General features: G+C 39.1%; 8 protein-coding genes. 2 read left to right on the forward strand and 6 right to left on the reverse strand.

Annotated features, from left to right (window positions below; translation table 11 throughout):
• Window positions 1–25: 25 nt before the first annotated feature.
• Window positions 26–1,369: an adenylosuccinate synthase gene (locus tag VB732_RS12705; protein ID WP_323231192.1), complete on the reverse strand. Its 1,344-nt coding sequence runs from the start codon at window positions 1,367–1,369 to the stop codon at window positions 26–28.
• 678 nt (window positions 1,370–2,047) lie between these two features.
• On the opposite strand from VB732_RS12705, the gene VB732_RS12710 reads away from it, so the two are divergent.
• Complete coding sequence (locus VB732_RS12710; protein WP_323231193.1) at window positions 2,048–4,246, forward strand: PAS domain S-box protein; 2,199 nt, start codon at window positions 2,048–2,050, stop codon at window positions 4,244–4,246.
• Between the two features lie 283 nt (window positions 4,247–4,529).
• On the opposite strand, the gene VB732_RS12715 is transcribed toward VB732_RS12710, so the two are convergent.
• From VB732_RS12715 to VB732_RS12725, 3 genes are all read right to left on the reverse strand, one after another.
• Window positions 4,530–4,850, reverse strand: a complete 321-nt coding sequence (locus VB732_RS12715) for a hypothetical protein (protein ID WP_323231194.1) — start codon at window positions 4,848–4,850, stop codon at window positions 4,530–4,532.
• 483 nt (window positions 4,851–5,333) lie between these two features.
• Window positions 5,334–6,686 carry a cytochrome P450 gene (locus VB732_RS12720; RefSeq protein WP_323231195.1) on the reverse strand — a complete coding sequence of 451 codons (1,353 nt, stop codon included), beginning with the start codon at window positions 6,684–6,686 and terminating at the stop codon, window positions 5,334–5,336.
• 70 nt (window positions 6,687–6,756) lie between these two features.
• Window positions 6,757–7,710: a Rieske 2Fe-2S domain-containing protein gene (locus tag VB732_RS12725; RefSeq protein WP_323231196.1), complete on the reverse strand. Its 954-nt coding sequence runs from the start codon at window positions 7,708–7,710 to the stop codon at window positions 6,757–6,759.
• Window positions 7,711–8,037: 327 nt separating this feature from the next.
• Between VB732_RS12725 and VB732_RS12730 the strand changes: the two genes are divergently transcribed.
• Window positions 8,038–8,694: a TetR/AcrR family transcriptional regulator gene (locus VB732_RS12730; RefSeq protein ID WP_323231197.1), complete on the forward strand. Its 657-nt coding sequence runs from the start codon at window positions 8,038–8,040 to the stop codon at window positions 8,692–8,694.
• 21 nt (window positions 8,695–8,715) lie between these two features.
• Here VB732_RS12730 and VB732_RS12735 read toward each other — a convergent pair whose 3' ends face one another.
• Window positions 8,716–10,485, reverse strand: a complete 1,770-nt coding sequence (locus VB732_RS12735) for a hypothetical protein (protein WP_323231198.1) — start codon at window positions 10,483–10,485, stop codon at window positions 8,716–8,718.
• Between the two features lie 669 nt (window positions 10,486–11,154).
• Complete coding sequence (locus VB732_RS12740) at window positions 11,155–13,833, reverse strand: HD family phosphohydrolase (RefSeq protein ID WP_323231199.1); 2,679 nt, start codon at window positions 13,831–13,833, stop codon at window positions 11,155–11,157.
• Window positions 13,834–13,899 lie beyond the last annotated feature (66 nt).

Raw genomic sequence — 13,899 nt, forward strand, 5'->3', positions numbered from 1 at the left:
CTCAGCACTCAGCACTCAGCACTCACTAGGCACTAAGCAGGGTAGCAGGTGTGCCGTCAGGGTGCAATAAAGCGCGTTTGGGCCCGTGGATGGGGTCTTCTACGATTATTGTTTGATCGCGGCTTGCTCCTAGTGAGACGATCGCGATCGGGACTTCCATTAATTCAGCGAGGAATTTTAGATAGTCCAGTGCTTGCGGTGGCAAGTCTTCCAGGGTGCGGCAGTGGGTTGTTGACACTTTCCATCCTGGTAAGGTTTTGTAGATGGGGCGACATCTAGCAAATTGACGAGAACTTGTGGGGAAGTGTTCGCTGCGTTGACCATCAATGTTGTATGCGACACAAACTTGAATTTCCTCTAATTCATCGAGGACATCTAGTTTGGTCAGCGCCATACAATCCATGCCGTTAATTCGCACAGCATAGCGACCAATGACCGCATCAAACCAGCCACAACGCCGTTTGCGTCCGGTAGTTGTGCCAAATTCAGCACCGCGATCGCACAACAATTCACCCAACTCTCCATCCAATTCTGTGGGAAATGGCCCCTCTCCCACCCGCGTTGTATAGGCTTTCGACACGCCAATTACCCGGTCAATCATTGTCGGCCCTACCCCTGTACCAACGCAAGCCCCACCCGCCACAGGGTTAGAGGAGGTGACGTAAGGATAAGTTCCATGATCTAAGTCAAGAAGCGTACCTTGTGCGCCTTCAAACAAAATATTGCGCCGTCGCCCAATCGCATCGGATATTTTTAACGATGTATCAATTACGTAAGGGCGCAACCGTTCTGCATATCCCAAATACTCTTCAATCACCTCTTGTGCATCTAGAGGTGGCAAGTTGTAAAGCTTTTCTAAAATGACGTTTTTATAATTAATCGTCCACTCCAACTGCTCGCGTAGCTCATCCGGGTTCATCAAGTCTAAAACCCGAATACCTGTACGTTCAGATTTATCAGCATAAGTCGGCCCAATGCCCCGACCTGTTGTGCCGATCTTATGGCTTCCCCGTCGTTCTTCCGATGCCTGGTCAATCAACCGATGATAAGGCATCGTTACGTGGGCTGTCTCAGATATCAGCAGGTGGTCAGTGGAAATATTTAGTTCTTTTAATTGGTCGAGTTCTGCGATCAAAATCTGTGGATCGATTACTGTTCCACAACCGATAATGCAATCGGTATTTGGATACAAAATACCAGAGGGAATCAAGTGTAACTTAAAGGTTTGACCTTTAACTACAATCGTGTGTCCAGCATTGACACCCCCTTGGTAACGTACCACAACATCTGCGGAACGACTGAGTAAGTCAGTTATTTTACCTTTTCCTTCATCGCCCCATTGGGCACCTATGACAATGACGTTAGCCAAGATATATTAAGAAGTAAAGTTTCCACAAACTATAATTATTAACATATTGGTGTAACCATGTCAAGCTTATTGCAGAATAACTAAAGCTATCTTCAATAGACCTCTTGCATAAATGCTTAAATTGTGATGTTGAGCGGGGCTAAACAGAGTAGTGAGATTCTTCTCTCCACTGCGTTCCGTTCAGAATGACATTCTTGATTTTTTGACTTTTGCAAGAGGTCTAATGAAAGGAATTATGCAAAACTACACACGGTAGGGGCAATTCATGAATTGCTCCTACGGAAAATCAAGGTTCGGGCTATTTTTGTGTAAGTTATTACATCTGTAAGGGCAATACCATGCGGGGAGCCTCTTTGTCTCTACAAGAATTGCCCCCTGCCTACGGTTAATTGGTGGTTAATTACAAAGCCAAACATAGAATGATGGAGACGTTGTATCGCAACATCTCTGCAAATGTTATGGCTAGGCAAATTATCTGATTCCAACTGCATTGATCGCATGAATGTCCAAAATGAATTTATATTAAAAACTAACGGATTTATTTGTAAGTATTATGTATAAATCATTATCTCAAAAAATCTAAATATTTACAACTATAAAAAATTGTATTTTATTATCAGTGTTATTAAAAATCTTAAAATATTCTCAGTATTTGTTTTTAATTTTTAATCTTAAATTATGGAGGTCATCTGGGGCAGAAAGGGCGATCGCATGATCAAAAAATGGTATCGAGTCCAAAAGCTAAAAATATTATCCATCCTAGCATTGGCAGTTATATTTACTAATGCGGTAGTCTTTTATGGCAACACTGTTAAGCTGATTTATAACCAGCAATGGGTAATATCCTCTTATGAAGTTATTACCCAAGTTGAAAGTATTAAATCTATACTCAAAGATACTGAAACGGCACAACGCAATTACCTAATTACGGCAGATGCAGATGATCTCAAAAGTTATCTTGCAGCCAATCAGCAAACTAATCACAATATTCAGATTCTCAGTAAATTAACTGCTGATAAGCATCAAAAGCAGCAGTGGATTTCTTTGTTAGAGCCGAAAATTACCAGTAGGCTCAACATTCTGCAACAAGAAATTTTCCTCAGACAAAACCAGGGATTGGAAGCAGTTCGGCAGCAAATCTTATCTGATAAAAACAAGCAAAGTAGCAAAGAAATCCAACAGCTTATTCACAACTCTTTAGAGGGAGAGCAAAATTTATTACAACAGGGGATGCAGCAGTCCCAAGCAAGTTCTCAAAAGGCGATAGTAACCTTTTTTATCGCTGCGATTGTGGATTTGGTACTGGTGGCGCTGCTGTATGATTTGTTATGGCGTTATATCAGGCAACTCCAACAGACGGAACTGGCTTTACGCCAAAGCGAAAACCGTTTACGAGCCATGATAGATGCAGAACCAGAATGCATTAAGTTAATTGCCGGGGATGGAACCCTTTTAGAAATTAATGCAGAAGGGTTGGCAATGATGGAAGTGGAAAGTGCTGATGCATTAATTGGTAAACCAATTGCTGCGGTAATTTTACCAGAGTATAGAGTACTTTTTGCCGACTTTCATAAAAATATCTGCCAAGGTAACAAGGGGACTTTGGAATTTGAAATTGTGGGATTTAAAGGTACTCGTCGCTACATAGAAACTCATGCTGTACCACTGCGTAACGAATCTGATGGCACGTTTATGCATCTGGCGCTGATGCGAGATATAACCCAGCAAAAACAGGCCGAACAGAAAATCCGTGAACAAGGGTTGCTGCTGGATATCTCAACTGAAGGAATTTTGGTGCGAAACATCCACAACCAAATCTTGTTTTGGAATCAAGGTGCTGAACGTCTGTACGGCTGGAAGGCTGAGGAAGTTGTGGGTAAGAATGTTTTGCAACTTTTGTATAAAGATTCACCACAGCTAGAAGATGCTTATTTGAAGGTGATGAATACAGGTGAGTGGCGAGGTGAGTTGGATCAACTGACAAAAGAAGGTAAAGTAATTATCGTTGAAAGTCGGTGGATACTGATCCGAGATGATCATGGACAACCCAAATCCATTTTGAGTGTGAACACCGAGATTACGCAGCAGAAACAACTGGAAGCTCAACTTCTGCGATCGCAACGTTTAGAGAGTATCGGTACATTAGCTGGCGGTATCGTCCACGATCTCAACAATATACTATCCCCAATTTTAATGTCAGTTCAACTCTTGCAAAAGAAATTGCCCGATTCGCAGAGTCAGCAAATACTGCAAACTTTAGAAAATAATGTTAAACGCGGCGCTAATTTGCTCAAGCAAGTATTGTCTTTTGCACGGGGTATTGAAGGCAAACGGACAATTGTGCAAATTCAGCCTTTGATGACAGAAATTGAGCAAATTATCGCTCAAACATTCCCCGAATCCATTATTTGCCAGATAGATATCCCCAAAAATTTGTGGTACGTCCGTGGAGATATAACTCAACTACATCAGGTACTGATAAATTTAGTAGTTAATGCCCGCGATGCCATGCCCAGTGGCGGTATATTGAGGATTACGGCAGAAAATCTGGTGATTGGCGAACATTCTGCACAGATCAATATTGATGCTAAAGTGGGTTCTTATGTTGCGATCGTAGTGACAGATACTGGTATGGGGATGTCGTCGGAAGTCCAGCAACGAATTTTTGAACCATTTTTTACAACCAAAGAGGTAGGCAAAGGTACAGGTTTAGGACTTTCTACGGCGCTGGGTATTATTAAGAATCACGGTGGTTTTGTCAATGTTTACAGTCAGGTAGGCAGAGGAACTCAATTTACAGTATATTTACCTGCCTCAACATTCAGAGATACGCATTTGCTGTCTCCAGAACTGGAATCAGTTACAGGAGATGGCTAATTTATTTTGGTAATGAAAGTATTACAGACTAGAAAAAATCCTATTAACCAAAACTCTTTGCCAACGTTGGAAATTGGTTACTAGAAATAAAAAATATCAGTTAATATGATACGCCGTTATCACTATTGTCTTGTCTGGACTATATATGGACTCGACTCTTGGGTATTCGTTATGAATCCACCATACTTTTATTCTATTAGCCTGTGCAGGTGCGCTACCAGAGATTGAATACCCTGCCTGAGTCATTAAGGTTTCAAAAGTATTTGAGTCGAAAACCGTACAATTAAAAGCTGTTAGTCCCTGTATTTAATGTCTGTTTAGGGTCATAGCTACCCTGGTAAGTCGTAAAAATCCTATATCCTGGTAATACTAACGCAATTCCAGTGTAACTGTGAATTTTACCGGGATATTTATAGGGAATATCATCTGGTACGCTCCCACCAATGCGAAAACTAAAACCCAATAGCCATATATATAAACCAGGTAGTAGTAAATCCATGCTATACGCAATAGCTCTCATTGCCTCATTTTCTTTGAAAGAAGCAGAATTTCTAGCTATAGCGAATTTTTTGGAGATATTTTTCAGGTTTGTGTTTTGTAACATGGTCTTAATTTCAATCCCCAATAGGGATTTTAGTGAGTTTCAAGCGTTTCAATCCCTATCAGGGATGAGGTGTTTTGCAACGATCCGTGCAAAACTATACCTATAGCGATCGCATGTTTCAATCCCTATCAGGGATGAGGTGTTTTGCAACTCTTAAGTACCGACGGCTCAACAGCATGGAATATTTGTTTCAATCCCTATCAGGGATGAGGTGTTTTGCAACAGCTGACCTTTGAAAGCTTTGCTGTATTTGGGTTTTAAAGTTTAGTTGCGCGGATGTGTACATAATAGCAAAGTTTTCAAGCTCTTGTAAGAGTAGAAAGTCTTTAAAATACTTATACTGCAAGGTGCGCGACAGTTAATCGAATAAGGCTCAAAATTCAAAATTCAAAATTAATGATCCCCATCAATAAATTTAGGGGTTGTATCATGAGTCGTTTTCGGTCATAGTTACCTCTCAAGCTTGCTAATTGTAGCGTAGCACTAGTAAGAATTTAGCTTGCTATTCAAAGGCTCAATATATGCTTCTAGAGTATCTTTAACTTTAGAAGGTTGACGAATTGGAGCGATCGCAGAATAATCCGGTTTTACTGTCCAGTCGTAATGGCGAAGCAGTGTAGAAAGCACGATTTTCATTTCCATCTGGGCAAATTCCATGCCTAAACAACTGTGCGAACCATAACCAAAACCCATTAGTGCTAAAGGATGTTTCTTATCTTCTTCACGAGGCGGTGCAAAGCGATCGGGGTCAAAGCGATCGGGATCGGTATACAGTTCTGGTAGACGGTGAGTCAACATCGGCGAGATAGTCACAAACCAACCAGCAGGAATGCGATAACCCGCATACTCAATATCCTTGAGAACTCCACGATTGTAGGCATACACTGGCGGATAGAGCCGTTCTACTTCTTTTAGTACGTTGGTTAACTGCGGAAGTTGTTTGAGATGGGATAGGTTAAGGGAATTATTTCCTACAACTGCTAATTGTTCTTCACGCAATCGCTCTCGCCATTCTGGATGATTACCTAGTTCAAATATTACCCAACTGAGCAAGGAGGCTGTTGTCTCGTGTCCAGCAAATAGCAATAGCAATGCCTCGTTGATTATCTGTGCTTCGCTCAATTTATTGCCGTCTTCATCAACAGCTGCTAGCAGCAATCCCAAAACATCTTTTGATTCTTCTAAGTTACCTTGCTCGATACGTTGGGCGATCGCTTCATCCAAGAAAGCCACTAACTTAGCCCTAGCGTTTTGACCGCGACCATATAAAGTAAAGGGAACATTCAATTTGAATATCGCCATACTGCTCTCTAGCAGTTGTGTAAACCACTGACTAGTTTGCTCAACTTCGCTCTTGTTCTGACTTCCCAAGAACAGGCGAGTTGCAACCATCAGGGTAAGCTGGCGGAAACTAGAATTTAAGGGAATCGTTCTCTGTCCCCAATCTTTGAGGAAATCTTGCACAATATTTTGGATGGTGTCGAAATATGTTGCGATCGCTTTTCCGTGAAATGCTGGATACATTAAGCGACGAGTTAGGCGATGTTCTTCCCCATCTTGTAATAAAATATTGTTGCCAAATGTTGATTCTAAGAAATACCACCCGATCCGCGACGACATATTTTCCGCCTGTTCCACCAGCACCAGGCGATTAGCATCAGGGCCAATTAAATAAGCACGTTTACGCCCCATGATGCTCGTCTTAAAAACTGAACCATGCTGCTGGAATCTTCGCCATAGATACAGTTCTAAATCCCGAAATATTTCCAAAGTCTCCCCCAAGATGGGCAAGCCATAGCTACCAGGCATTTCTTCGGCGGATTTTAGCTGTCGCATATTTGAGTACCTCCAGCAGTAATTAGCTACAGTTTAATTGTAAAGCGCAGTTAGGTTTTGCAAATCTAAATTACCAATTTTGGTAGAGTTTTTCTGCGTAGAACATAATCTCTTCATTTGGCAATCTAATTTTTGCTTTTTGCCGAGGATACAAGCTCTCAACTGCACCTGTATCTTGTTCAATAACTGTGGCTGCTGCTTGTAAAACTGAGTTTTTAAATAGGAATTTTATCAAAGGATTGACGAATTTGGCATACATCAAAATAAACGTCTTAGTTATTTTTTCTGTTTCCGGGTAAAGAATATGAATTTGAGCAATATCACCAATAGGTGCTTTCGCAAAAAAAGCTGTAGTTGAAGGAAAAGCATATTCAAGTCTGTTAGTAAGAGTTTTAGGGAAGATTCCTAAAATAGGATTTTTAATAATTTCTCCTAACGTGTTATTGGCTCTCGTCATTTCTTGTTTGACTGTAGCGTAGTATCCTTTTTCTTCAAAATTACTTACATTACAAGATGTAATTTTAAATAGTTCTTTATGAGTACCATTTTGGTGATTATAGTCATAGTTAACCATCAGATTAGTCAAAAAATCACCCTGAATGCTTTTGTCCCCAGTTACTCCGATGAATTCGTAATTATCGACAATTTTTTGATGCAAATCTGGAATAGGCAATCTTGGTTCAAATCCGGCATACGTCCAGATGCAATCATTGCTAATAATTAGCTCTAATGGTTTAGTAATTGGTTGAGTGTCTTTTTTATCTCCTTGCTGTAGTCTGCCTTGTCCATCAAATTCTAGTGCATGGAAAGGGCAAGTAATAGTATCTCTTTCTTGACAAACCCAGCCATCTGATAATGGCGCTTGCATGTGTGGGCAGATGTTATCAAGGGCAAATACTTCGCCTTTTTGGTTTTGCCAAATGACATAATCTTGTCCATTTAATGTGATTTTATTAGGTTTATTCAATCCTAATATAGATTTGTGCGCGATTAACCAAGGTGCACCTGGTAAAATTGATTCCATTTTGCCTCCAAGATATTGATAATTTGTTTATTTAAAATTCAGCAGATTAGTTAGCAAAACGTCACACAATATTGAAAGTTAAAAGTTGTGTGTCATCCGTCTGACATCTTATTTTTGAATGTAAATTGGGATAATTAAAGCCTTGTCTGCAATAGACGAACTAATACAACCGCGCATTTACTCGGCTAATTTTGGCTACTGCATTGCTGAATTATGTAAACAACTAACTAATTTTTTAGTTAGTATTAATTTAATAAATTTTATCTTCTATGTCAACTACTAACCAATTTTTTAGTTAATATATTTTCGTTATGATCATGGAGCAACGTGGGTCGTTCAACGCAGTCAAAATTCTCATCTAAAAAGCCGCGCCAGGTGCGCGATGCAGAAGCGACGAAAAAGCAGATTCTCGATGCGGCGGAAGCGGAGTTTGCTAGAAATGGACTTCAAGGGGCGCGGACAGAGGCGATCGCTAGAGGTGCAGGTGTTACTAAAGCGATGATTTACTACTACTTCCAGAGCAAGGAAGGACTATATCAAGCGGTTCTGCAACGTCCGGCGGTGGAGATGCACGAAGGGTTTGAGCAGCTAAATCTAGATCAGTTCCCACCAGAGGAGGCGTTGAAGTTGCTTGTCAAAGGAGCGATCGCTTATGAAGCTGCTCACCCGCACCGGGGAATGCTTTGGTTTCAAGAAGCAAACCAAAATCAGGGAAAGTATTTCAAACAGGGGAATTGGCAAGAGAATTTTAGCTATCTCATCAAGATTTTAGATCGGGGGATGGCTGAAGGTTGTTTCCGTCAGATTGATCCATTTCTCACCACTCTGCATATTATTGGGGTTTGTAATTTATACTTCAACGCTTATGAAAACATTAAGCATACTAGACCTGATTTGCAACTGCTGAGTTCAGAAATGATTGAGCAGCATACTCAAGCAGCAGTTAATTTTATTTTGGCTGGTATGCGACGTACTAAAGATTAGAGATTAGATTTGGAATTTTGATTATGAATGCGAACTTTTTAAAGGGTAAAAAATATTCTGTTTTGCATCAAATGCATATCCTTGAATATAAGATTTATTAAAATTAGGAATTTTGCTTTTTAAATCGACATAGCCTGACCAACCTGAATTTTGATATTTTAAACCATAAAACTTTGAAATATCTTGTCTCACCTGTCCTATAGATAGGATATCAACTACTATCAAAGCATTAGATTCATTAGGGTAAGCTAATATTACAGAGTCTGCTACTCTCGTTTGTAGTTTAGCCCATCCACTAATATTAAAAAAACCATTTTGGTCTTCTTGTATAGAATCAATATAGCCCCATTCTCCCTGACTATATATTTTTATATCTTTAACTATTCCAGGTTTTACAACATTTAATTGATTTAAATTTTTAAATTTTGTAATTACTAAATTTAAGTTTAAAGAATATTTAGGCTCAACACTGGGTAACACCAGCATAATGCAGTCATTTTTTTGATAGATATTAACTAACTGAATACAACTCTTACTATAGTTGTAATTGTACTGCCATTCTTGTAATTCATGTAAAATTTTAGTTGGATAGTTTTTGCTAATATAAAATGCAGTTATTATCCCTAAAGAATAAAAACTTAAATTCTTAAACATCTGATTATTTTTATTTTTATAGTCTAGCAAATATAAAATAATTACTATTATTGATAATGGTAGATACACTAAGTGAGTAATATAATCAACTCTTATTGCATGGCTATTTGCAGAATTTGACATTGGTAATCTAGTAATAGTATTTATTATTCCTAGTGCAATTGTGTAAAATCCAATAGCAAACCATACTATAATTTCTTCTTTAAGAAATTTGAAATTTAAGATTAACAATAAAGTGAAACTAATCAATAAAATTAATCCTATCAATATATCTAATTCATAAGCTTCTCCTAAAATATTGCCCAAAAATGCCGAAAAATAACTTATGATATCTTGCCAAGAAGATTTAACTATTTCACTTGGTTTTGTATGAGAGGATGGTTGAACATAATTTATAAAATAACAAATAGTTGAAATTGCAAAAAATCCTATAAATAAACATAAAGATTTAAATTTTTCTTTTAAACTTAGTTTGTTATTAAAAACAATAAAAATTAGTGAAACAAACCATGTAACAATGCCTCCAGAAAAAGAATACTGTGCTACTATGCAAAAAAATGAATATAGGTAGATTTTTAGATTTTGATTTATATTTAATCTAAAAATTAATGCATTTACTATTAAACAAGCATCAGGGATAAGTCTATGTATAGTTATACCTCTTAACCATCTACTAAAAGAAGACGGTGATAATAACAAAAGCTCATAAATTGTTAGTAGAAATATATTTTTATAAAAACTTTTATTTGTTAATAATAACAAGAAATAAATGATAACTGACATGAGGAAAGCAAAAAGTAATCCTATTATCATTTCTGCTTTCACATTCCATTCTTTTAAAATCGCTGCTAGAATAACAAATATTAAATTTGGGATTAACTTTCTACTTTCATTATGTTGGCTATAAAGTAAGGTAAAAGATAATTGATTGTTGAAAAAACTTTCTATTTGTTTACCGGGTACTTTCCATTGGTCTAATATTGGAATGTTTACACCATATAGATATATAATTAATATCCATATTCCATATATTGATAGTGGCAATAAAAATACTAAGTTACGTTTTTTCAAAATTGAACTTTTGATAGTATTGATCATATAAATAATTTTAATTTTTCTAAAATTTGCTAACTGCATAGAGCGGCTATAGGATTAATGCCTGATTCCTGAACAAAATTTCAGATAAAATCCTTATAAAACCAGCTTTTCAGCCTCAGTGTATTTTCAGACATCAAGTCTGAGTTTTATATATGGGTCATTATCATGAATAACCAAGCCAAGTAAATCACATACTATTGATAGAAGTCAAGTATACGGCTTATGTATTGAAAAATTAGACAACGTATAGGTTAAGAAAAGAAGAAAAGGATAATCAATAAAAAGCAAAAGTTAAGAGACGCTTCAGAGATAAAAACAGTAAGTGAGTCAGCACAGGAATTTTTAGTAGGTAATGAATGCTGCCTAAAACTTTTGCTCCCTCGTGCCTTACAAATTGTCAGCTTGGATATTAGTTTTTAATCCCTCTTCTGACTTATATTAAGTTCGGGTGACTACTTATAATAAAACTTCTGAATGTAGGTTGGGTTGAACGACAGTGAAACCCAACATGAGCAAAGATCAAGCGTTGGGTTTCGTTCCTCAACCCAACCTACAGATGTTATAAGTATTTAACCGAACCTGATATTATTTGAAATGTTTCCAGACTTTATTTATCTAGCAAAAACTGCATAGGCACAGCCCGTTGTAAGCATCGCATTCCAAGAAAAACCTGCTATTATTAATTTTATCAGCAGATATGCGCTCGCATTACGAATTCCGCGCAGCACCGTTAGCCTTCAACTTCGGATAAGCAATGCGTTTGTGATGAAATTGCTGCCAAACATCTACAAATATCTGGGCAATTTTTGACATTTCTTCTCGCGTTAGTCCTGAATCTACAAGTTGATTGTCTTGCCATTTGGCACGCAGAATATTATTCAGCATTGCTAAAGCTTGTTCAGTGGAGACATCTTTGAGCGATGGCTTCTCTCCCACAGATTTAGCCGATGCTTGCAGCGATCGCAGCGCCGCTTCGCAAGAATCTGCTAACATGACAATTCCGGTTTCCCGTGATTGGGGAATTGGCCCATCGTAGCGAAAATCTGCGTCGTCTACTATTAAACTTGGATCTTCCTGAGCCATTTGCTGGGCTTGGTGATGGAAATAGGCAATTAGCATCGTTCCCTGATGCTCTGGAATAAAAGCTTGAATTGCTGTCGGCAAAAGGTGTTTACGTGCCATCACCAACCCTTCATTTACGTGCTTTTTGATAATTTCTGCACTCTTCCAAGGATCTTTAATCTCTGTATCATGTTTATTCGGCCCCCCCATTTGATTTTCAATAAAGCCAAGTGGATCGTGCATTTTACCAATATCGTGATACAATGTTCCAGCCCTGACCAATTCAACATTGCATCCTAGTTCTTTGGCGGCAGCTTCGGCAAGGGTGGCCACAAATAGCGTGTGTTGAAAAGTTCCGGGAGTCTCTGTGGCGAGTCGTTTTAATAAAGGGCGGTTAGGGTTCGCCAACTCTGCTAAACGGATGGGAGTGACTAAATCAAAAACTTTTTCTAGATAAGGACTCAACCCTAAAGCTATAACGCTCCAGCATAAGCCAGATAAAGCAAATAACGCGGCTTCTTGGAGGACAATATACCAGGTTGAACCAAATACTTGGCCAATTAAAATTTTAACAAGAAGGTAAATACCGCCCTGAGTTAGAGCGATCGCAACCCCTAATAAAGCCAATTCTTCACGCGATCGCAATCGTTGTGCTACGTAACTACCTAATATTGCCCCACCAGCACCAGCTAAAAGGGCAGCCTTGCTCATATCTAAACTAATAGCTAATATCGGCGACAGCAATCCAACAACTGTCAACCCCAAAGTGGGGCCGTAAAAGCTTCCCAACAATAAACCAAGGGCGCTCCAGGTAGTATAAGGCACTCCCATTGTCACCAAACCTGGCACACTTAGAGTTAGCAATAACACCAGAATGCGATCGCGTTGTCGCAATTCGTAATCAATATGTCGTTCTACCCAGACAAAAACGCCAATGGCGATCGCAATCACGCCTGCTAACTTCACCAACCCTTGCCATTTTACCTCTCGGCGAACCAGGTGATAATGCTCCAGCACCTGAAAGTTCCATGCAGTAATTTGCACTCCTCTTTTGACAATTACCTCACCATGCCTTATCTTTACCATCACGGGTGGTACTCCAGCAGCAGCCTTTTGAGCATTTTCTCTGGTTTGTTCCTCATCATTTTGCAGATTCGGCTTAAGTACGGCTAACAACAGGTTCTTTGCCAAAGGTTCGGCGGATTCTGGTACAAAGGTCTGCAATTGTAAACTCACCGCATCCTGTAAGATATTTTTTGGCAGTCCCTGTGGGATGCCTTGGGTGAGAATCCGCTCTGCACTCTGATGGATTCCCATTTGTGTTTTTTCCCACTCCCCATCTGACAAATCCAAAAGCAGGGATTCTTCGTATACTCTTTCTGGGGTAGTAGTCTCTAACTGTAAAAGTTTGGCGGTGGCTTGAGTATATCTTTTACGTGCTTGGGAAATTTGGGCAATCAGTAAAGACAAGTTTTTCTCAGAAGTTGTGACGCGGTAAGATTCTAGTTCTGCAACTGCTTGAGAAAAATCAGCTGCCCTTGTCTTCTGTGGCGTTGTGCGCGGTTGGCGTTCAGTTGATGATGGAGGTGACGAGGCGGCGGTTTGTCCTATTTTTTTCTGCTGATTTTTACTATTTTCTAGAGCTACTAGTACCGCTTGCCATTCTGATTCAGGGCAAGAGCGGAGATAACGTTGGGTAGAGATAGACAAAACTAAGGAATCAAAAAAAGGAAAAGCTCCAGCAACAGCGCGAATTTCGTTGCCATCATCCAGAAGTTGTTGCAAATTTTCGTTGATTTGTTCGTTCATTCGCGCATCGAGCATCAACACTTGTAAGGAGCTTCTGCTGACGGTTTTGCGCTCGGCTTCTGTTTTTTTCTGATCTTCGATTCTCGTTGTATAAGGTGCTGTAATCGTTTGGGGTGCGGGATATCCTACTTGAAGTTGAGTTTGGTTGTAGAATTTTTGTCCAATAACACCTGTAAGCGATAGGATAGCGATCGCTAAAATTACCCAGGAACGCTGTTCATGCACCCAATCTAAACAGATTGTATAAATACTACTCTTACTTTTGACAGTTGCCTTTGACTGGAGCGCTCTTTCTTCTTTTCGGCGATGCCTACGGCGGGCTACGCCTTCCTTTTTCTCATTGGTTTTTGATAAAAATAAGATTACGTTCTTCAGGGCAGTCCTTAGAAGTTCTTCTCTATGGCTTTTGCTTTTAGGATTTCTCATTAACTTTCCCTTACGGCGTAGTCCTTTGTACTGTCGCCGCCAGTGAGTCAATTGCTGGGTTAAGAACTGCAAAAATTCCTGCATTTTCATTATTTCTGCCTGTAATTGCCTACTTTGATAGCTCAAAAAAAGACAATCATCAGAGAAGTTTGATCT

The organism is Nostoc sp. UHCC 0252 (assembly GCF_034931145.1).
In the GTDB taxonomy this organism is placed as follows: Bacteria; Cyanobacteriota; Cyanobacteriia; order Cyanobacteriales; family Nostocaceae; genus Nostoc.

Bases quoted from the DNA above. Each gene is read 5' to 3' on its own strand.
- VB732_RS12710 (WP_323231193.1), top strand. From the start codon at position 2,048: ATGGAGGTCATCTGGGGCAGAAAGGGCGATCGCATGATCAAAAAATGG.
- VB732_RS12715 (WP_323231194.1), bottom strand. From the start codon at position 4,850: ATGTTACAAAACACAAACCTGAAAAATATCTCCAAAAAATTCGCTATA.
- VB732_RS12720 (WP_323231195.1), bottom strand. From the start codon at position 6,686: ATGCGACAGCTAAAATCCGCCGAAGAAATGCCTGGTAGCTATGGCTTG.
- VB732_RS12725 (WP_323231196.1), bottom strand. From the start codon at position 7,710: ATGGAATCAATTTTACCAGGTGCACCTTGGTTAATCGCGCACAAATCT.
- VB732_RS12735 (WP_323231198.1), bottom strand. From the start codon at position 10,485: ATGCAGTTAGCAAATTTTAGAAAAATTAAAATTATTTATATGATCAAT.
- VB732_RS12740 (WP_323231199.1), bottom strand. From the start codon at position 13,833: ATGAAAATGCAGGAATTTTTGCAGTTCTTAACCCAGCAATTGACTCAC.